Source organism: Streptomyces sp. NPDC049627 (genome assembly GCF_044465645.1).
In the GTDB taxonomy this organism is placed as follows: Bacteria; Actinomycetota; Actinomycetes; order Streptomycetales; family Streptomycetaceae; genus Streptomyces.
Genome location: NZ_JBITLW010000008.1, coordinates 444,018 through 462,500 on the forward strand (window position 1 = coordinate 444,018; position 18,483 = coordinate 462,500).

General features: G+C 72.3%; 18 protein-coding genes and 1 riboswitch. Of the genes, 9 read left to right on the top strand and 9 right to left on the bottom strand.

Annotated elements, in window-relative coordinates; all coding sequences use genetic code 11:
- Positions 1–210 precede the first annotated feature (210 nt).
- The 3 genes from ACIBU0_RS24095 to ACIBU0_RS24105 form a co-directional block, all read right to left on the bottom strand.
- Positions 211–603, bottom strand: a complete 393-nt coding sequence (locus tag ACIBU0_RS24095; RefSeq protein ID WP_398821610.1) for a DUF3040 domain-containing protein — start codon at positions 601–603, stop codon at positions 211–213.
- 292 nt (positions 604–895) lie between these two features.
- Positions 896–1,723, bottom strand: coding sequence for a methyltransferase (locus tag ACIBU0_RS24100; RefSeq protein ID WP_398821612.1), 828 nt, complete (start codon positions 1,721–1,723; stop codon positions 896–898).
- Positions 1,724–1,989: 266 nt separating this feature from the next.
- A complete protein-coding gene (locus ACIBU0_RS24105; RefSeq protein ID WP_398821614.1) occupies positions 1,990–2,556 on the bottom strand; it encodes an SAV_6107 family HEPN domain-containing protein in 567 nt (188 codons plus the stop codon).
- 167 nt (positions 2,557–2,723) lie between these two features.
- On the opposite strand from ACIBU0_RS24105, the gene ACIBU0_RS24110 reads away from it, so the two are divergent.
- The 5 genes from ACIBU0_RS24110 to ACIBU0_RS24130 all read left to right on the top strand — a co-directional run bounded on the left by ACIBU0_RS24110 (position 2,724) and on the right by ACIBU0_RS24130 (position 8,770).
- A complete protein-coding gene (locus ACIBU0_RS24110) occupies positions 2,724–3,473 on the top strand; it encodes an ATP-binding cassette domain-containing protein (RefSeq protein ID WP_398821616.1) in 750 nt (249 codons plus the stop codon).
- Positions 3,445–5,529: a YhgE/Pip family protein gene (locus tag ACIBU0_RS24115; RefSeq protein ID WP_398821618.1), complete on the top strand. Its 2,085-nt coding sequence runs from the start codon at positions 3,445–3,447 to the stop codon at positions 5,527–5,529. The genes ACIBU0_RS24110 and ACIBU0_RS24115 overlap by 29 nt, the downstream gene beginning before the upstream one ends.
- 23 nt (positions 5,530–5,552) lie before the next feature.
- Positions 5,553–6,182 (top strand): TetR/AcrR family transcriptional regulator, encoded by a 630-nt coding sequence (locus ACIBU0_RS24120; RefSeq protein WP_398821620.1) that lies wholly within the window; start codon positions 5,553–5,555, stop codon positions 6,180–6,182.
- 403 nt (positions 6,183–6,585) lie between these two features.
- Complete coding sequence (locus ACIBU0_RS24125) at positions 6,586–7,200, top strand: DUF4126 domain-containing protein (protein WP_398821622.1); 615 nt, start codon at positions 6,586–6,588, stop codon at positions 7,198–7,200.
- A gap of 55 nt (positions 7,201–7,255) precedes the next feature.
- Positions 7,256–8,770 (top strand): phytoene desaturase family protein, encoded by a 1,515-nt coding sequence (locus ACIBU0_RS24130; RefSeq protein WP_398821624.1) that lies wholly within the window; start codon positions 7,256–7,258, stop codon positions 8,768–8,770.
- A gap of 44 nt (positions 8,771–8,814) precedes the next feature.
- Here the strand turns inward: ACIBU0_RS24130 and ACIBU0_RS24135 are convergent, their stop codons facing one another.
- The 6 genes from ACIBU0_RS24135 to ACIBU0_RS24160 all read right to left on the bottom strand — a co-directional run bounded on the left by ACIBU0_RS24135 (position 8,815) and on the right by ACIBU0_RS24160 (position 14,071).
- Positions 8,815–9,786, bottom strand: a complete 972-nt coding sequence (locus ACIBU0_RS24135; RefSeq protein ID WP_398821625.1) for a hypothetical protein — start codon at positions 9,784–9,786, stop codon at positions 8,815–8,817.
- Positions 9,787–9,843: 57 nt separating this feature from the next.
- A complete protein-coding gene (gene metF / locus ACIBU0_RS24140; RefSeq protein WP_398821627.1) occupies positions 9,844–10,767 on the bottom strand; it encodes a methylenetetrahydrofolate reductase [NAD(P)H] in 924 nt (307 codons plus the stop codon).
- Between the two features lie 248 nt (positions 10,768–11,015).
- Positions 11,016–11,681 carry a thiamine phosphate synthase gene (gene thiE, locus ACIBU0_RS24145; protein ID WP_398821629.1) on the bottom strand — a complete coding sequence of 222 codons (666 nt, stop codon included), beginning with the start codon at positions 11,679–11,681 and terminating at the stop codon, positions 11,016–11,018.
- Positions 11,682–12,015: 334 nt separating this feature from the next.
- Positions 12,016–12,381: an Rv2175c family DNA-binding protein gene (locus ACIBU0_RS24150; RefSeq protein WP_398821631.1), complete on the bottom strand. Its 366-nt coding sequence runs from the start codon at positions 12,379–12,381 to the stop codon at positions 12,016–12,018.
- Between the two features lie 77 nt (positions 12,382–12,458).
- A complete protein-coding gene (locus ACIBU0_RS24155; RefSeq protein WP_398821633.1) occupies positions 12,459–13,688 on the bottom strand; it encodes an NAD(P)/FAD-dependent oxidoreductase in 1,230 nt (409 codons plus the stop codon).
- 32 nt (positions 13,689–13,720) lie between these two features.
- Positions 13,721–14,071 (bottom strand): hypothetical protein, encoded by a 351-nt coding sequence (locus ACIBU0_RS24160; protein WP_398821635.1) that lies wholly within the window; start codon positions 14,069–14,071, stop codon positions 13,721–13,723.
- Between the two features lie 52 nt (positions 14,072–14,123).
- A riboswitch (TPP riboswitch) is annotated at positions 14,124–14,235 on the top strand.
- Between ACIBU0_RS24160 and thiO the strand changes: the two genes are divergently transcribed.
- The 4 genes from thiO (at position 14,233) to pknB (ending at position 18,458) form a co-directional block, all read left to right on the top strand.
- On the top strand, positions 14,233–15,399 hold the full coding sequence (gene thiO, locus ACIBU0_RS24165) for a glycine oxidase ThiO (protein WP_398821637.1): 1,167 nt from the start codon (positions 14,233–14,235) through the stop codon (positions 15,397–15,399). Its footprint overlaps the riboswitch before it by 3 nt.
- Complete coding sequence (thiS, locus tag ACIBU0_RS24170; protein ID WP_398821639.1) at positions 15,396–15,608, top strand: sulfur carrier protein ThiS; 213 nt, start codon at positions 15,396–15,398, stop codon at positions 15,606–15,608. The genes thiO and thiS overlap by 4 nt, the downstream gene beginning before the upstream one ends.
- 3 nt (positions 15,609–15,611) lie before the next feature.
- Positions 15,612–16,406, top strand: a complete 795-nt coding sequence (locus ACIBU0_RS24175) for a thiazole synthase (RefSeq protein WP_398821641.1) — start codon at positions 15,612–15,614, stop codon at positions 16,404–16,406.
- A 111-nt stretch (positions 16,407–16,517) separates the two neighbouring features.
- The gene (pknB, locus tag ACIBU0_RS24180; protein ID WP_398821643.1) at positions 16,518–18,458 is read left to right on the top strand and encodes a Stk1 family PASTA domain-containing Ser/Thr kinase; all 1,941 of its coding nucleotides are present in this window, start codon (positions 16,518–16,520) and stop codon (positions 18,456–18,458) included.
- Positions 18,459–18,483 lie beyond the last annotated feature (25 nt).

Below are 18,483 nucleotides of genomic sequence, written 5' to 3' on the forward strand. Positions count from 1 at the left end.
CCCCCGGGGGCCGCCCCCCCCCCCCCCCCCGGGGGGCGGGGGGGGGGGGCCCCGGGGCGGGGTTTGGGGTGGCCCGGCGCGGGATGGGCTGCCCATAGGTCATGACGAGTGGCGCTCTCGGGCCGTACAGCCGTACAAGAGCATGCATCAGGGGGTGACCACCCGTCCGGTGGTCACCCCCTGATGAAGGTTCGGGAGCTGCTCGTCGGGCTAGTGGCCGCCCTGTTCGTCACGGCGGCGCTGCCAGCGCTCTTCGATGCGGTCCATCATGGAGCGCTTCTGCCGTGGCTGACGGCGGGCGTGCGGGCCGGCGGCGGGCTGTTCGCCCGGCTTCGGGGCCTTGCGCCAACCGGTCACCGCGAGGACCGCGCAGCCCAGCATGACGAGGAAGCCCACGACACTGAGCCAGACCTGCTTGGCGACCATTCCAGCCATGAGGAGCGCGATACCCACGAGGAAGCCCGCGACCGCCTGGTAGACCCGCCGCCGGGTGTACGTACGCAGCCCGCTTCCCTCAAGCGCCGACGCGAACTTGGGATCTTCGGCGTACAGCGCTCGCTCCATCTGCTCGAGCATTCGCTGCTCGTGCTCCGAGAGCGGCACGGAGTCCTCCTCATCGTGCAGTCGCCGGGGCGACCCGGGGGGTCCCTTCAGGATAGGCAGGGAATCGCCCCCGTGAAACCCGCCCCTCTACGCCAATTGGCCAACCGGGCTCCGGCATGGACGTCCCGGCTCGCTGAGATCTTCATTCCCCAGCGGCCGACCCGTCATGCCGGAACGGTCTCCCTCGATCATACGGCGCTGAGCGTCCGATCGGGGGGCCTGTGGCGTACTCCATGTGCAGCCAAGTCCCTGATCAACGGCGCACCCCTGCGGTCCGCTCACGGAAGGCGGCTCAGGCCTCGGCGGTCTCCCGCGTCTCGCCGAGCACATGGAGCTGGGTGGCCACCGCGTGGAAGGCGGGCAGCTCGGCCGCGGCCTCCTCCAGCTTCAGCAGCGCCTCGAGTGCGCCGGGCTCGGTGTCCACGAGCACCCCGGGGACCAGGTCCGCGAAGACCCGCACCCCATGCACGGCACCGACCCGCAGGCCGGCCCCCTCGACCAGCCCGGTGAGCTGCTCGGCGGTGAAACGCCGGGGCACCGGGTCGCCCTGCCCCCAGCGGCCGTCGGGGTCCTCCAGGGCCTGCTTGGCCTCCTTGAAGTGACCGGCGAGGGCCCGCGCGAGCACGGCACCGCCCAGTCCGGCGGCGAGCAGGCTGAGGACGCCTTCGGGGCGCAGGGCGGCGACCGCGTTGCGGACGCCCTCGGCGGGGTCGTCGACGTACTCCAGGACGCCGTGGCAGAGCACGACGTCGTATCCGCCGCGCTCGACCACGTCGAAGAGGCCGTGGGCGTCGCCCTGGACGCCCCGCACCCGGTCGGCGACGTCGGCCTCGGCGGCCCGCCGCTCCAGGGCGAAGAGCGCGTTCGGGCTGGGGTCGACGACCGTGACCCGGTGACCGAGGCGGGCGAGGGGCACCGCGAAGTTGCCGCTGCCGCCTCCGGTGTCGAGGACGTCCAGCGCCTGCCGGCCCGTGGCCTTGACCCGGCGGTCCAGGGCGTCCTGGAGGACCTCCCAGACCACGGCGGTACGGAGGGAGGCGCGGGGTCGGGAGGAGTCGGAGCGCAGCGACGTCGTGTGGGGGTGGTGATGGGAGACGGGCGGGCGCATCGGGTCCGACACGGCAGTTGACTCCTCGGCACGGCACCGCCACTGGCGCGGCGGAGCGAACGGGCTGCCTCCCCGGCGCCCGGATCACGGGGGTGGGAAGGCTTCAGGCGCTCTCCACCCTATTGCCTACGACGCCCCACCCGGCCATCGCGGTGCCGCCCGGCGCCCACCGTCTCGCCCGGCGGACGGCAAGGGGTGTCAGCAGGACGGATGGCATGGCGGGGCAGACCCGGAAGGCGGGATCCGACGGCTTGGCGGGCGACGCTCCCGATGCGTCGTCAGCCCGCGTCCGGCATGTCCTCGCGCCCGTGCCGTGAGCGGTCGGGCTCCTCCGCGTCCGGTCGCGGCTGGGGCAGGACCGGCTGGAGGACCAGCATCCGCTCGACGAGGCGGAGGAACATGGCCACGTCGCGTATCAGGTCGTCGGCGTCCCGGCGGCTGGCCGCGCCCTGGATGCCCGCCTCGGCCCGGGCGCGGCGCCGGGCGCCGGAGGCGAACAGCGCGCTCCACTCGGCGAGTTCGGGCGCGATCTCGGGGAGCACTTCCCAGGCGCTCCTGATGCGGGCCCGGCGCCTGGGCGTCGGCTCCGGGCGCCCTCGCGCGGCGAGCACGGCGGCGGCGGTGCGCAGGGCGGCGAGGTGGGCTGTGGCATAGCGCTCGTTCGGGGTATCCAGAACAGCGGCCTCGTCCAGTCCTGCACGGGCCTGGGCGAGCAGGTCGAGGGCGGCGGGTGGCGCCGTGGTCCGGCGGAGCACGGGGTGCACGTCGCTCGCCGGGCCGGTCAGTGAGGGGGCAGGGCCGGTGGCGCGGCGCCGGCGGGCGGCGGCTGCGTGGTAGCTGGCCATGACGAACCTCCTGTCGTCTGTGTGACGGCACGCCCGATACGAGGTGCCGTATGTGCCCATCGTGGGGTATGGCACTGACAATCCGTTCTGACCTGCGCTTTTGCTTCGATCGAGAGTTCGGAGTAGTTTTTGCACTGACCAGTCAGTTCAAATATGAGGGGGCAGAGATGGGGGGAACCGTGACCGGAGTCGGCGTCACGGCCCAGGGTCTCGGCCTCGAAGGGCCCCGCGGATGGGCGTTCCGCGGGGTCTCCTTCGACGCGGAGCCCGGCTCACTGATCACGATCGAGGGCCCGTCCGGCACCGGCCGCACATGCCTGTTGCTCGCGCTCACGGGGCGCATGAAGCTCTCGGAGGGAACGGCCGGCGTGGGCGATGCCGTGCTGCCCAAGCGCATGGCGGCGGTGCGGCGCGTCAGCGCCCTGGCCCACGTCCCCGGCGTGACCGACCTGGACCCGGCCCTGACCGTCGCCGAGCACCTCCACGAACGGGCGCTGCTGCAGCGACGGTTCGGCGACTCCTTGCGCGGGCTCCTGCGACCGCGCGCCGAGCGCAGGACCGAGCAGAAGCGCCGCATCGACGCCGCGCTGACGGCAGCGGGCATGGACCTGGGCACCCTGCCCAAGGGCCCCCGTACCGCCGTACGCGATCTGGAGCGGCTGGAGGCGCTGCGGCTGTCCGTCGCACTGGCCCTGATCGCCCACCCGCGCCTGCTCGGCGTGGACGACACCGACCTCAAGCTCTCCGACGCCGAACGGGCCGAGGTCTGGGCGCTGTTGAAGTCGATCGCCGAGGCCGGGACCACGGTCGTGGCGGTGTGCAGCGAGTCCCCCGACGGCGCCGTCAAGGTGTCGACGGCCCAGGAAACCGAAGGAAAGGAGGCCTCCGATGCGCTCACCGAGGCTAGCCGCGCTTGAACTCCGGCGCTTCGGGCGGGGGAAGCTGCCGCGTGCCGCCCTGGTCGCACTGCTGGTGCTGCCCCTGCTGTACGGCGCCCTGTACCTGTGGTCGTTCTGGGACCCGTACGGCCGTCTCGACCGCATCCCCGTGGCGCTCGTGAACGACGACAACGGCGCGACCGTCGCGGGGAAGAAGCTCACGGCCGGCGACGACATCACCGAAGGGCTGCGCGAGAGCGACGTCTTCGACTGGCACGAGGTGAGCGCCGCACGGGCCCGCGACGGCGTCGAGGACGGCACCTACTACCTGTCGCTGACCATGCCGTCCGACTTCAGTGCGCGGATCGCCTCCAGCGCGGGCGACTCACCCGAGACGGGCGCCCTCCAGGTGCGTACGAACGACGCGAACAACTACATCGTCGGGCAGATCTCGCGCACGGTCTTCAGCGAGGTGCGCGAGGCCGCCTCCACGAAGGCGTCGCGGTCGTTCCTGGACCGGATCTTCGTGTCGTTCTCCGACATCCACGGCGCGACGGTGAAGGCCGCGAACGGTGCCGACCAGCTCGAAGGCGGCATCGGGAAGGCGGAGAAGGGCTCCAAGGACCTCGCCGACGGACTGAAGGACGCCAAGGACGGCAGCGGCAAGCTGTCGGCGGGCCTGAAGAAACTCGACAAGGGCGCGGGCGATCTGGAGGACGGCTCCAGGCGGGTCGCGCAGGGCACGCAGACGCTGGCCGACAGGGTCAACGGCATCGACCGGAAGGTCGGCCCGTTCCTGGCGGACAACGAGAAGACCATCGGGGACACCGCCCAGCTGGTCGCCGACACATCGGCGGCGATCCGCAACAACCTCGACGACCTCGTGAAGCGGGCCCCGGACGCCGCCAGGCGCGCGCACACGGCTTCCGACGTGCTGAACACCGTCTACAAGGCGCGCTGCGAGGACGCCGTACTGCCCGACCCGGCCTGCTCGGACCTGAAGAAGGCCAAGCAGTCGGCCGCGGACGTGGCGACGATCGCCGACGACCTCAACACGTTGATCACCGACCAGGACGGCGATCTGAAGGCTCTCAAGAAGAACCTCGCCACCCTCGAGAAGCAGTCCCAGGCGCTCGCCGACCGCGCACCGCATCTCTCGGAGGACCTCGACGACGCCGTCACCAAGATCAACAAGCTGAACGAGGGGGCCGCCAAGGTGGCCGCGGGGGCCAAGAAGCTGCACTCGGGGATCGGCGCGGCCAAGACGGGCGCGGCCGACCTGGACACGGGTGTCGGCAGGCTCAAGACGGGCGCCTACGACCTCAGCGGCGGCATCTACAAGCTGGTCGACGGCTCCGGGAAGCTCTCGGACGGGCTGCACGACGGCGCGCAGCAGATTCCCGACTACGACAAGAAGGCCCGCGACCAGCGCACCGAGGTGATGGCCGACCCGGTCCAGCTCGTCTCCCGGGACATGCACCAGGCGGCCAACTACGGCACCGGGTTCGCCCCGTACTTCATCCCGCTGTCCCTGTGGGTGGGCGCGATGGTGGCGTACATGCTGATCGCGCCGATGAACCGCCGTGCGCTCGCCGCGGGGGCCTCGGCGTGGCGCATCGCGCTGGCCGGCTGGCTGCCCGTGGTGGCGATCGGGGTCCTGCAGACGGTGGCCCTGATGTCGGTGCTGCACTGGGCGATCGGACTGCAGATGGCACGGGCCGCCGGGACGGTGGGCTTCCTGTTCCTGGTGACGGCGTGCTTCGCGGCGCTCGTGCAGTGGCTGAACGCGCGCTTCGGCGCGGCCGGCCGGATCCTCGTCCTGGCCCTGCTGATGCTGCAGCTGACGTCCGCGGGCGGCACCTACCCCGTCCAGACCAGCCCGGGCTTCTTCAACGCGCTCCACCCCTTCCTCCCGATGAGCTACGTCGTGGAGGCGCTCCGGAGGCTCATCACGGGCGGCGGTCTGGAACCGGTGTGGCACGCGTGCGTGGTGCTCGTCGCCTTCACCGCGGGCGCCGTCGCGCTGACCGCGCTGTCGGCCCGTCGCCGGCAGGTGTGGACGCTCGACCGGCTGCACCCGGAGCTGAGCCTGTGAACGCGCGCGGGACAATCACTGCCATGGAAAGCAGCAGCGCCGCGTCGGGCGGCAGCACACGCCGTGAGGCCACCCGGCAGAAGCTCTACGAGGCGGCCGTCACGCTCATCGCCGAGCAGGGCTTCTCCGCCACCACCGTGGACGAGATCGCCGAGCGGGCCGGGGTGGCGAAGGGCACGGTCTACTACAACTTCGCCAGCAAGTCCGTCCTCTTCGAGGAGCTGCTGCGCCACGGAGTCGGACTCCTCGCCGCCTCCCTGCGGGAGGCGGCCGAGCAGACCGCCCGGGACGGCGGCAGCAAGGTGGACGCCCTGGACGCGATGGTCCGCGCGGGGCTGGTCTTCATCGACCGCTACCCGTCCTTCACCCAGCTGTACGTCGCCGAGCTGTGGCGGACGAACCGGGCCTGGCAGTCCACGCTGATGGTGGTCCGGCAGCAGGCGGTGGCGGTCGTCGAGGGTGTGCTGCGCGAGGGCGTGGAGAAGGGCGAGTTCAGCGAGGAGATCGACGTCCCGCTGACCGCCTCCGCACTGGTCGGCATGGTCCTGGTGGCCGCGCTGGACTGGAAGTCCTTCCAGCCGGAGCGGTCCCTGGACGACGTGCACTCCGCGCTGTCGCGGCTGCTGCAGGGCCGGGTGAGCGGGCGCGACTGAAGCGGCCGGCGCCCGCGGGCCGCCGTGCGCATGCGAAAGCGCCGGTCCGAAGTGGCCGCGTCCCCCGCGGGCCACTCTCGAACCGGCGCCTTCTCCTGCTCCCCCGTTCTCCCCGTTCTCCCCCGTGTCCCCCGTTGGACCCCCGTTCGGTCGTTCCCCCGGGTCCCCCGTCTCGCTCCCGCCGACGCCGGGCCGGCGGAAGGAGCGGATCCGGGGCCGCTCCGTTCCGGCGCCCCGTGTCGCCGGTGCCGGAGCCGATCCCCTTCTCCGTGCCTCCACTCTCTCGTTCACGCAGGTCGGACCCCATCCGCGCGCGTACTCATCTCACCGACTAGGTACGCGTACTCAGGCCTGCGCACTCATCCCCAAGACCCTCCGTCGCCGACTGGTTACGATCGCCCCCGTGTCTGTACTCCCTTTGGTCTTCACGAGCGGCTGGGCCAGCGGCATCAACGCCTACGCCGTGGTGCTGCTGCTCGGCGTTTTCGGCGCGACGGGACTGAGCGACGAGGTGCCCGAGGCACTGCAACGGCCCGATGTCCTGATAGCCGCCGGTGTGCTCTTCCTCTGCGAGGCCGTCGCCGACAAGATCCCGTACGTGGACTCGGCCTGGGACGCGGTGCACACCGTGATCCGGCCGGTCGCGGGCGCGGTCGTCGCGGCGCTGCTCGCCGGGCAGAGCGGGTCGGTGCCCGAGCTGGCGGCGGGCGCGGTCGGCGGTTCCACGGCGCTGGTGAGCCACCTGGTGAAGGCCGGAACGCGGATGGCGGTCAACACCTCGCCCGAGCCGTTCAGCAACATCGTGCTGAGCATCGCGGAGGATCTCGGGGTCGGTGCCCTCGTCACCCTCGCGATCTTCTACCCGGTCGCCGCGGCGGTCGTCGCCGGCGTGCTGCTGCTCGCCGGGCTGCTGCTGGTCCTCTTCCTGGCCTCGCGGATCCGGCGCTTCCTGCGCCGCAGGGCCGAGCGCCGGGAGGAGAAGCGGCTCGCGCAAGCGGTGGGACAGCGGCCCGGCTGAGCGCGCGTCCGAGGCCCGCGAGCCGTTGTCAGTGACGGCCGATAAAGTCCCTGACATGGCAAGGATTGCGGTGATCGGCGCCGGGATGGGCGCCATGGCGGCCGCTGCCCGGCTGGCAGTCGCGGGCCACCGGGTGGCGGTGTACGAGCGTACGGAGACGTACGGCGGAGCGGTGCGCCGCTTCGAGCGCGACGGCTTCGGCTTCGACACGGGCCCCGGGCTGCTGCCCCTGCCCGCCGTCTACCGCGACCTGTTCCTCAAAACCGGCAAGGAGCCGCTGGAGGCGTGCGTCGAGCTGGTCCAGGTCGACCCGTCCGCGCGGCACGTCTTCGCGGACGGCACCGAAGTGTCCCTGCCGAACGCCTCGCGCGCGGGTGTGGTGGCCGCCCTGGACGAGGCGCTGGGCGCCGGGACCGGCGACCGCTGGGGCGACTTCCTGGTCCGCGCCCGCGAGGCCTGGGACCGGACGCGCAGACCGCTGCTGGAGGAGCCCCTGTGGCCGAACTGGCAGGTGCTGGCCGAGCGCGAGCCCTACCCGGCGGTTCCCCACAAGCGACTCCTGCGCACCCGCCGGGCCGGCACGCTCGCCGAGGTCGGCGCCTGGGAGCTGCGCGACCCCCGGCTCGTCGCCCTGCTGGAGAGCCACGCCCTCGCACACGGCCTGGATCCGCGCGAGGCCCCGGCGAGCGCGGCGGTGCTGCCGTACATGGAGCATGCCTTCGGGACCTGGTATGTGCGCGGCGGCATACGGGAGTTGGCGCGGGCGGTGTACGAGCGCTGCGTGGCCAGGAAGGTCGAGTTCCGCTTCGGCGCCGAGGTCGCCGGGGTCCTGGAGAAGGACGGCCGTGCGGCGGGGGTGGAGCTGGCCGACGGAGCGGTGGAGGAGGCCGATTTCGTGGTCTCGGGGGTCGCTCCCTGGCTGCTGGACCGCCTGGTCCGGGGGACGGCGGTGCGCGGCGAAGCCGAGGTCGCGCCGCAGCGGCGGGCGGCGAGCCGTCTGACGGTGCTGCTGGCACTGCGCGGCAACCGGCCGGAGGGCACCGCGCACCGGACGGTGGTGCACGCGGAGGACCGCGAGACCGAGCTGGACGCCCTGTCCGGCGCCGCCGGGGGCATGGCCACGAGCCCCACGGTCACGGTCCTGCGGCCCGACGACCCGGCGCTGGTTCCGGACGCCGGCCATGAGGCGATCACACTCACCTCGGCGGTACCGGCGCAGCGCGACTCGGGCCGGGCGGAGTCGGAAGTCTTCGACCAGCACGCCGCACACCTGATCAGCGTCGCGGAGCGTGCCGTGCCTGACCTGCGCGACCGCCTTCTGTGGCACGAGGTGCGCACCCCGGCCGACATCGGGGAGGCCACGGGCGTGGAGGGCGGAGGGGTTCCCGCACCGGCGCTGGCCGCGGCCGGCGGGCGCCTGCTGCACCCCTCCAACACCACGGCGATATCGGGGCTGTTCACGGTCGGCGGCTGGTCACACCCCGGCGGCGGTCTGCCCCACGCCGGTATGTCGGGCGCGCTGGTGGCCGGACTGATCGTGGAGGGGCCGGAGTTCCGGGGCTCGCAGTGACCCTCGCGTAGGGAGAAAGGCGTGGGCCGTCGGAAGCGGGGCCGTCAGAAGCGGTACTGCTCGTCGTACCCGTTGCCCTGGCCCTGCTGGCCGTTGCCCTGGTACGGGTACTGCTGCTCCGGCGGGAGCTCACCGCCGTAGGCCTCGTCGGTGCGCTGCTGCGGGACCCATACTCCGCCGGGCGGGGTCGTCTCGCCGTAGCCGCCGGTGGCGTACTGGTCCTGGCCGTAGCCCTGTTGGCCGTACTGCTGCTGGCCGTAGGCGTCGTACGAGGTGCCGTCGTAGGTCTGGGTGCCGGCGTACGGGTCGGAGTAGGTGGCGTACTGCTGCTGGCCGGTCGCGTCGTAGCCGTACTGCTGCTGGTCGTAGCCGGAGTAGCCGTAGGCGTAGCTCTGGTCGGCCGTCGCGTACTGGTCCTGGGGCTGGCCGGCGGCCGCGTAGTTCTGGTCGGCGGCGGCGTAGGCGGCGTCGCTGTATATGCCGTACGAGCCGGTGTCCTCCGGCAGGGGCTGCGGCTCGTAGACGGCGGTCGTCTCCGCGGCCGTGGGCCGGTCCGGGCGCGCGGGGGTGAAGACGTCGTCGCGGTCGTAGTCGTCGCCGTAACCGACGCCGTCCTGGCCGTACTTGCCGTCGTCCTGACCGTACGGGCCGTCGCCCCCGAAGCCGCTCTCGGTCGCCTCGAGGTCGGAGACCTCCAGGGTCGGCTCCTGGCGCTCCGGCTCGCCGCGGCGGCGCTTGGCGGCGGCCAGCGGGCCCAGGGCCGGTGCGGAGACCGCCCAGCCGGCCGAGAAGCCGCGGCGGAACGACAGCGTGACGTAGGTCTGGCCGACCGCGAACGCGGCGGCACCGAGACCGATGACGATGACGGACGGGATCAGCACCCCGACCACGACGCCGAGGAAGCCGGCGAAGGCGAGCAGCCGCCAGCGCAGACGCGCCTTGTACTGCAGCAGCACCTCGCCCAGCAGCCACAGCGCGACGATGCCGAACGCGATGTAGAGGACCGTCCAGCCCATGTACGCCCCTCTCCCAGTGGCCGCCTACGCAGTGTGACGTATATCGGTGCGGCCGGTCTAGGCCTGCGGTGGATGGTGCAGGCCCAGGTTCTCGTAGATTTCCAGGGTCGCCGTGGAGTTGTTGAGCGTGATGAAGTGCAGTCCGGGCACTCCCTCGGCCAGCAGCCGCGCACAGAACTCGGTGGCGAACTCGATCCCGATCGAGCGTACAGCGGCCGGATCGTCCTTTGCTGTGAGGATCCGCTCTTTCAGGGCGTCCGGGAAGGCGGCGTTGGTGAGGGACGGGATTCGCTCCAGCGTCTTCACGCTGGCGATCGGCATGACCTCCGGGATGATCGGGGTGTTGCAGCCGGCCGCCGACACGCGGTCGCGAAGCCGCAGGTAGTCCTCCGGTTCGAAGAACATCTGCGTGATCGCGTAGTCCGCGCCGGCCCGGCACTTGTCGATGAAGTGACGGACGTCGGTCTCCCAGTCGGCGGAGCGCGGGTGCATGGCGGGGAAGGCGGCGACGCCCACGCAGAAGTCGCCGGACGCCTTGATCAGTTCGACGAGTTCGGCGGCGTAGGCGAGGCCCTGCGGGTGCGGCACCCACTCGCCCAGCGGGTCGCCGGGCGGGTCGCCGCGCAGCGCCAGCATGTTGCGGATCCCCGCGTCGGCGTACTGCCCGATGATGTTGCGCAGGTCGGCCACCGAGTGGTCGACCGCGGTGAGGTGGGCGATCGGCGTGAGCGTGGTGTCCGAGGCGATCGCCTCCGTCGCCTTGACCGTGCCGGCGCGGGTGGAACCGCCCGCGCCGTAGGTCACGGAGACGAAGTCGGGGCCTACGGCCTCGACCCGGCGCAGCGCGTTCCACAGGTTCCGCTCGCCCTTCGGGGTCTTGGGCGCGTAGAACTCGAAGGAGTACGTCGTCTTGCCGGTCGCGAGCATCTCGCGCACGGTACGAGCGTGGTCCGACCTGATGGATGCGGTGCCGAGGGCCATACTCGCAGGTTAACCAGGGGTCCCCGGTCCCCCAACCGGGCGCCGGACATTTGCCCGATTTGTCGGCTTGTTGTCCAGTCCTTGGACAACAAGGGCCATAAATGGGCCCTCCGGGAAGCCGGGCGGGGTCCGAGCGTGTGGTTCGCGGCCGGGGTGACCACTGGCCGAGACACTGGCCGAGACGCGGTGGGACGAAACCCGAGACGCGGCCGGTCCCGCGTCCGCCCGTCCGGTGTCCGAAGTGCGCCCTACCCCGCCTGCCGCAGCCGCTTCGCGAACTCCGCCGCGGCGGCGCCCGGGTCGTCGGCCTCCGTGATCGCCCGTACGACCACGACACGGCGGGCACCCGCTTCCAGCACCTGGTCGAGGTTGGCCAGGTCGATGCCGCCGATGGCGAACCAGGGGCGGTCGGTGCCGAGGGCGGCGGTGTGGCGGACCAGGTCGAGGCCGGGGGCGTGGCGACCGGGCTTGGTGGGCGTGGGCCAGCAGGGGCCGGTGCAGAAGTAGTCCACGCCCTCCTGGACGGCGGCCGCGGTGGCCTCCGGCTCGGAGTGCGTGGAGCGGCCGATGAGGACGTCGTCGCCGAGAATCGCACGGGCGGCGGGGACCGGGAGGTCCCCCTGGCCCAGGTGCAGGACATCGGCGTCGGCGGCGTGGGCCACGTCGGCGCGGTCGTTGACCGCGAGGAGCTTGCCGTGCCGGGCGCAGGCCTCGGCGAAGACCTTCAGATGCTCCAGTTCCTCGGCCGCCTCCATGCCCTTGTCGCGCAGCTGCACGATGTCCACACCGCCGGCCAGGGCGGCGTCCAGGAACTCCGCCAGGTCGCCCTGCCGCTTGCGGGCATCGGTGCAGAGGTAGAGCCGGGCGTCGGCCAGCTGGGTTCGGGCGGTGGCTGCGGTGGCGGTGTCGGACATGGAGTGGCCCCTGGGGTCGGTCGGGTGGCGTCGGGTGCGGCGGGACGGTGCCGGACGAAGGCACCGTAGCCGGAGCCGGGTACGGGAGTACGGGCTGATGCTGAGCAGCCGGGCGCTGAGCAGTGACGCAGGTGCCGTGCAGCACGAGCCGGACCGCCCATGGCAGCTGCTGCCCGTCGGACGGCCGGGCCGGCACCGTACGACTGCGCCGCCTTGTCGATATGTCGATGGCGTACGGGCGGGGCCGGTCCTGCGGCGGCCGCAGACACTCGCGACTGCGGCCCCGCAGCGCCCCGGCCCGTACGCCGAACTGTGTTCGGATCCGGTGTTCAGATCAGACGGCGAGCGCCTGGGCGCGGCGCTTCACCTCCGTGCCGCGATTCTCGCTGAGGGCCTGCGCGGGCGTGCCGGGCAGGCTTTCGTCGGGGGTGAAGAGCCACTCCAGCATCTCTTCGTCGGTGAAGCCGTCGTCCCGCAGGAGCGTCAGGGTGCCGGACAGGCCCTTGACGACCTTGTCCCCGTCGATGAAGGCGGCGGGGACGTGCAGCGCGCGGTTCTCACCACGGCGTACGGCGATGAGCTGGCCCTCCTTGACCAGCTGCCGGACGCGGGTCACCTCGACGCCGAGCATTTCGGCGATGTCGGGGAGGGTGAGCCAGGCGGGGACGAGAGCATCGATCTTTGCGTCAATCTCGGTCACGCCAACAAGCCTGCCATCTGCCACTGACAGTCGGAAGTCAGGCCGGTCCACCCGGGCAGAGCCGTCGCCCCGACGCGCTACGCCACCGCTGCCTTCATCGGGCGTGCCGGGTCCGCCAGCAGCTCCTGGTTCATCGGCGTGCCCGCCTCGATCAGCCGCCGCCCCTGGGCCAGATCCCTCGGCCGGCCCACCGCCAGCAGGGCGACCAGGCGGCCGTCCTTCAGCCAGCAGACCGTCCAGGCAGGACCCGACGGGTCGCCGCGCCACAGAGTCGTGTCGGCGGCGGCATGGTGGCCGGCGTACTGGACGAAGCGGCCGAACTGCTCGGACCAGAAGTACGGCACGGGGTCGTAGACCGCCGGGGTCTCGCCGAGGATGTTGGCGGCGACCGTACGCGGCCCCTGGAGGGCGTTGTCCCAGTGGTGGACCAGCAGGCGCTCCCCATACCTTCCCGAAGGGAAGGAGGCGCAGTCGCCGACCGCGTAGACGTCCGGCACCGAGGTGCGCAGGTGGTCGTCGGCGACGACCTCGCCGTGCGTACCCAGCTCGACCCCCGACCCCGCCAGCCAGGCCGTGGCGGGCCGTGCCCCGATGCCGACCACGACGGCGCCCGCGGGCAGCCGGGAGCCGTCGTCGAGGATCACCGCGCCGGGCTCGACGCGCTCCACGCGCGCGTGGGTGCGCAGCACCGCCCCGCTGTCCTCGTACCAGGCGGCCATCGGCGCCGCCACCTCGGCGGGCAGCGCACCCGCGAGCGGCCGGTCGGCGGCCTCCACGACCGTCACCGCACAGCCCGCCTCGCGCGCGGCCGTGGCGAACTCCGCGCCGATCCAGCCCGCGCCGACGACCACGATGTCGTGCTGGCGGGCCAGCACCGGCCGCAGCCGCTCGGCGTCGTCCAGGGTGCGCAGCAGATGCACACCGGGCACGCCCTCCGCGCCCGGCAGCCGGATCGGTTCCGCGCCGGTGGCGAGCACGAGGGCGTCGTACGGGACGGGCCCGGCCTCGGTGTCCAGTTCGTGCTCGGCGGGGCGCACGCCCAGCACCTCGCGCCCCAGCCGGAGGTCGATGCCGAGCGCCTCGAAGTCGACGTCGAAGGCGGAGCCCTCGGCCTTGCCGAGCAGCACGGCCTTGGACAGGGGCGGTCGGTCGTACGGCTGGTGGGGCTCGGCGCCGATCAGTGTGACGGTGCCGGTGAAGCCCTGTTCCCGCAGGGCCACCGCCGTCTGCACGCCGGCCATGCCCGCGCCGGCGACGACCACGCGCCGCGCCTGTGACGTGCCCCGTTGCTGCGTCTGCTCGCTCACCTGATCACCATAGACAACTGACAAATCGTCAGTCAGGGGGCGTGCTCAGTGACCTGCTCCACAACACTGGTTCCGCTGCCTGTCTGCGACTCCCACTCCCAGGTCTCCTCCAGCCGCACGCGCCCGTCGGGAAGCTCGACCACCGTCGACACGCAGTGGCCCGACGACGTGGCGCCGTCCCGCTTGAGCTGCACGTACCGAAAGTCCAGCCGGTCGCCTTTCCGGGTCCCCACGAGATGTCCGCGTACGACGTCGCCACCCGCGTACTCGGCCCAGATCTCGCCCCCCTGCTCGTGGTACGTGAACCGGGTGCGCGTACCCACCTGACCTGGGGCTTGATCGGCAACAGGCGCGAGGACGAGACCGTCGAGCGAGCGGGCCACGGGCGGAGGCTCCCTTACTGAGACATACGGCAGCGGGCTAGGGTGGCCAACGTAAAGCACTCGCGGGAGCCCGGACGCACCGGGCTGAGAGGGAGGCTGGCGGCCTCCGACCGTACGAACCTGATCCGGGTCATGCCGGCGAAGGGAGGGGCTGGACGCCCATGTCGCGTACGCGAACGTCAGACGTCCTTGTCATCGGGGGCGGAATCATCGGCCTGGTCACGGCGTGGCGGGCCGCACAGCGCGGGTTCACGACGGCCGTCGTGGACCCCGAGCCGGGCGGTGGCGCCGCCCAGGTGGCGGCCGGGATGCTGGCCGCCGTCACGGAACTGCACTACGGCGAGCAGACCCTGCTGGGCCTGAATCTCGCCTCGGCCCGCCGTTATCCGGACTTCGCGGCAGAGCTCACCGACGCCACCGGCCATGACCTCGGCTACCGCCAGTGCGGCACGCTCGCCGTCGCACTGGACGCCGACGACCGCGCCCACCTGCGCGAACTGCATGCCCTGCAACGACAGTCCGGGCTGGACTCCGAGTGGCTGTCGGGGCGGGACTGCCGACGCCTGGAACCGATGCTCGCGCCGGGGGTGCGCGGCGGGCTGCGGGTGGACGGCGACCACCAGATCGATCCGCGGCGGCTGGCCGGGGCGCTGGTGGCCGCGTGCGAGCGGGCCGGCGTGGTCTTCCACCGGGCGTGGGCGGAGCGCTGCACCGTCGTACGGGAGCGGGCCGCTGGTGTCACCACGACGGACGGCACCGAGCTGGGCGCGGGCCAGGTGGTCCTCGCGGCCGGCAGCCTCAGCGGGCGGCTGCCCGGGCTTCCGGACGACGTCCTGCCGCCGGTCCGCCCCGTGAAGGGGCAGGTGCTGCGGCTGACCGTGCCGAAGCGGTACGCGCCGTTCCTGAGCCGGACCGTGCGGGCCGTGGTGCGCGGCAGCCAGGTGTATCTGGTGCCGCGCGAGAGCGGGGAGCTGGTCGTCGGGGCGACGAGCGAGGAGCTGGGCTGGGACACGACGGTGACCGCGGGCGGGGTGTACGAGCTGCTGCGCGACGCCCACGAGTTGGTGCCCGGCATCACGGAACTGCCGCTCACCGAGACGCGTGCCGGCCTGCGCCCGGGCTCCCCGGACAACGCGCCGCTGCTCGGCCCGACCGAGCTGGAGGGGCTGTTGCTGGCCACCGGGCACTACCGCAACGGCGTGCTGCTGACGCCGGTCACCGGAGACGCCATGGCGCACGTCCTGACCACCGGTGAACTCCCCGAGGAGGCCCGGCCGTTCACGCCGAGGCGATTCAGCGCCGCCGCACTCACGGAGCAGCCCGCATGAGCATCCCGGTCACCATCTCGGTCAACGGCGAGCGTCGGCAGATCGAGCCGGGCACGGCTCTGGACACGCTCGTGAAGTCCCTCACCGCGGCGCCCTCCGGAGTGGCCGCCGCCCTCAACGAAACCGTCGTCCCGCGCGCGCAGTGGCCGTCGACGTCCCTCTCCGAAGGGGATCGCGTCGAGGTCCTCACCGCCGTCCAAGGAGGCTGAACCATGGCCGACGATCCCTTTGTCATCGGCGGTACGTCCTTCACGTCCCGCCTGATCATGGGCACGGGCGGGGCGCCCAGCCTGGAGGTGCTGGAGCGGGCGCTGGTGGCGTCCGGGACGGAACTGACGACGGTCGCGATGCGGCGGGTGAATCCGTCCGTGCACGGGTCCGTCCTGTCCGTGCTGGAGAAGCTCGGCATCCGGGTGCTGCCCAACACGGCCGGGTGCTTCACGGCGGGTGAGGCGGTGCTGACGGCCCGCCTCGCGCGCGAGGCGCTCGGTACGGATCTGGTGAAGCTGGAGGTCATCGCCGACGAGCGGACGCTGCTGCCGGATCCGATCGAGCTGCTGGATGCGGCGGAGACGCTGGTGGACGACGGGTTCACGGTGCTGCCGTACACCAATGACGACCCGGTGCTGGCGCGGAAGCTGGAGGACGTCGGGTGTGCGGCGATCATGCCGCTCGGCTCCCCCATCGGGTCGGGGCTCGGCATCCGCAATCCGCACAACTTCCAGCTGATCGTGGAGCACGCGCGCGTGCCGGTGATCCTGGACGCGGGGGCCGGTACGGCGTCCGACGCGGCGCTCGCGATGGAGCTGGGGTGCGCGGGTGTGATGCTCGCCTCGGCGGTGACGCGGGCACAGGAGCCGGTGCTGATGGCCGACGCGATGCGGCACGCGGTGGAGGCGGGGCGGTTGGCGTACCGGGCGGGGCGGATTCCTCGGCGGCACTTCGCGGAGGCGTCGTCTCCCGCGGAGGGCTTGGCCCGGCTGGATCCGGAACGGCCTGCTTTCTAGGCGACCGGTGCGCCCACGGTCGCGTGGTTTGCGTCACAGGTCGGCTGCAGTACCGCCCCGATCTCAGCGGGACCGCCGGGTGTGTCGGTGTCGGCTCGTACACTCACCTGCGTGGATACGACCCTTCAGGACCCTCTGGTCGGGCAGGTGCTCGACGGCCGGTATCGCGTGGACGCGCGGATCGCCGTCGGCGGGATGGCCACGGTCTACCGGGCCCTGGACACCCGCCTCGACCGCGTGCTCGCGCTCAAGGTGATGCACCCGGCGCTGGCGGTGGACGGGGTGTTCGTCGACCGGTTCATCCGGGAGGCGAAGTCCGTCGCCCGGCTCGCGCACCCCAACGTCGTGCAGGTCTTCGACCAGGGCACCGACGGGTCGTACGTCTATCTCGCCATGGAGTACGTCGCGGGCTGCACCCTGCGCGACGTCCTGCGCGAGCGCGGGGCGCTGCAGCCCCGGGCCGCCCTCGACATCCTGGAGCCGGTGCTCGCCGCGCTCGGTGCCGCGCACCGCGCCGGGTTCGTGCACCGGGACATGAAGCCCGAGAACGTGCTCATAGGGGACGACGGCCGGGTCAAGGTCGCCGACTTCGGGCTCGTGCGGTCCGTGGACACCGTGACCAGCACCACCGGTGCCGTGCTCGGCACCGTCTCCTATCTCGCGCCCGAGCAGATCGAGCAGCCCGGCGCCGCCGACGCCCGCGTCGACGTGTACGCGTGCGGTGTCGTCCTCCACGAGATGCTGACCGGCGAGAAGCCGCACGACGGGGACTCCCCCGCCGTGGTGCTCTACAAGCACCTCCACGAGGACGTCCCGCCGCCGTCGGCACTCGTGCCGGGGATGGCGTACGAACTGGACGAGCTGGTCGCGTCGGCGACCGCCCGCAACCCCGAGGTCCGCCCGTACGACGCCGTGGCGCTGCTCGCGCAGGCCCGGGAGGCACGCGCCGCGCTGAGCGCGGACCAGCTGGACGCGGTGCCACCGCAGGCACTCTCGGCGGAGCACAGCAACGCCGACGACCGTACGAGCGTGATCCCGCGCGCGCTGACCATCCAGCGGCCGCTGCCGGTGAACGAGGACGAGCCCGCGCCGGAGGCCGTCTTCAACAGGACCAGCCGGCTGGAGGCTCCCCCGCCCGTGCCGCCCCGGCGCCGGTCGCAGACATCGCGTGCGCCGCGCGGCCCCCTCGTCATCGTCGCCGCCGTCCTGCTGGCCCTGGGCCTCGGTGTCGGCATCTGGTACATCAACTCGGGCCAGTTCACCAAGGTCCCGCCACTGCTCTCCAAGACCGAGGCGCAGGCCCAGGACCGGCTGCGGGACGCAGGGCTCGAGCTCGGCAAGGTGGAGCGCGCCTACAGCGACACCGTCAAGCGCGGCACCGTCATCAGCACGGACCCCGAGTCGAGCGCCCGCATCCGGAAGAACGACTCCGTGAATCTGGTCATCTCGGCAGGGCCGGAGACCGTGAAGGTGCCCGACCTCCAGGGCTACAAGCTGGACAAGGCGCGGACCGTACTGAAGGACAGCGGCCTGCAGCCGGGCATGGTGACCGAGAAGTTCAACGACGAGTTCTCCGCGGGCTTCGTGATCTCCTCGGACCCCGGGGACGGCACCAAGGTCCGCTCCGGCTCCGCGGTCGCCCTCATCGTCAGCAAGGGCAGCCCGGTCGACATCCCGGACGTCACCGGCGAGACCCTGGCGGCCGCGAGGGCCGACCTGGAGGAGGCCGGCCTCAAGGTGAAGGTCGCCGCCGCGCGGGTCAACTCCGCGTTCGACGCGGGCCAGGTCGCCCGGCAGTCGCCGGCGAACGGCCAGGCCGCCGAGGGCGACACGGTGACGCTGACGCTCTCCAAGGGCCCGGAGATGATCGAGGTCCCGGACGTGGTCGGCGACAGCGTCGACGACGCCAGGGCCGAGCTGGAGGCCGCCGGCTTCGAGGTCGACGAGGACCGCGGCCTGCTGGGTCTGTTCGGCGACACGGTCAAGAAGCAGTCCGTGAAGGGCGGGGAGAGGGCACCCAAGGGGTCGACGATCACGATCACCATCCGATGACCGGGGTCCACGGCGGCCATGACAC

What these genes read in the sequence shown, in the direction of transcription:
- ACIBU0_RS24105 (WP_398821614.1), bottom strand. Translation starts at nt 2,556, where the DNA reads ATGGCCAGCTACCACGCAGCCGCCGCCCGCCGGCGCCGCGCCACCGGC.
- ACIBU0_RS24110 (WP_398821616.1), top strand. Translation starts at nt 2,724, where the DNA reads ATGGGGGGAACCGTGACCGGAGTCGGCGTCACGGCCCAGGGTCTCGGC.
- ACIBU0_RS24115 (WP_398821618.1), top strand. Translation starts at nt 3,445, where the DNA reads ATGCGCTCACCGAGGCTAGCCGCGCTTGAACTCCGGCGCTTCGGGCGG.
- ACIBU0_RS24120 (WP_398821620.1), top strand. Translation starts at nt 5,553, where the DNA reads ATGGAAAGCAGCAGCGCCGCGTCGGGCGGCAGCACACGCCGTGAGGCC.
- ACIBU0_RS24130 (WP_398821624.1), top strand. Translation starts at nt 7,256, where the DNA reads ATGGCAAGGATTGCGGTGATCGGCGCCGGGATGGGCGCCATGGCGGCC.
- ACIBU0_RS24135 (WP_398821625.1), bottom strand. Translation starts at nt 9,786, where the DNA reads ATGGGCTGGACGGTCCTCTACATCGCGTTCGGCATCGTCGCGCTGTGG.
- metF (WP_398821627.1), bottom strand. Translation starts at nt 10,767, where the DNA reads ATGGCCCTCGGCACCGCATCCATCAGGTCGGACCACGCTCGTACCGTG.
- thiE (WP_398821629.1), bottom strand. Translation starts at nt 11,681, where the DNA reads ATGTCCGACACCGCCACCGCAGCCACCGCCCGAACCCAGCTGGCCGAC.
- thiO (WP_398821637.1), top strand. Translation starts at nt 14,233, where the DNA reads ATGTCGCGTACGCGAACGTCAGACGTCCTTGTCATCGGGGGCGGAATC.
- thiS (WP_398821639.1), top strand. Translation starts at nt 15,396, where the DNA reads ATGAGCATCCCGGTCACCATCTCGGTCAACGGCGAGCGTCGGCAGATC.
- ACIBU0_RS24175 (WP_398821641.1), top strand. Translation starts at nt 15,612, where the DNA reads ATGGCCGACGATCCCTTTGTCATCGGCGGTACGTCCTTCACGTCCCGC.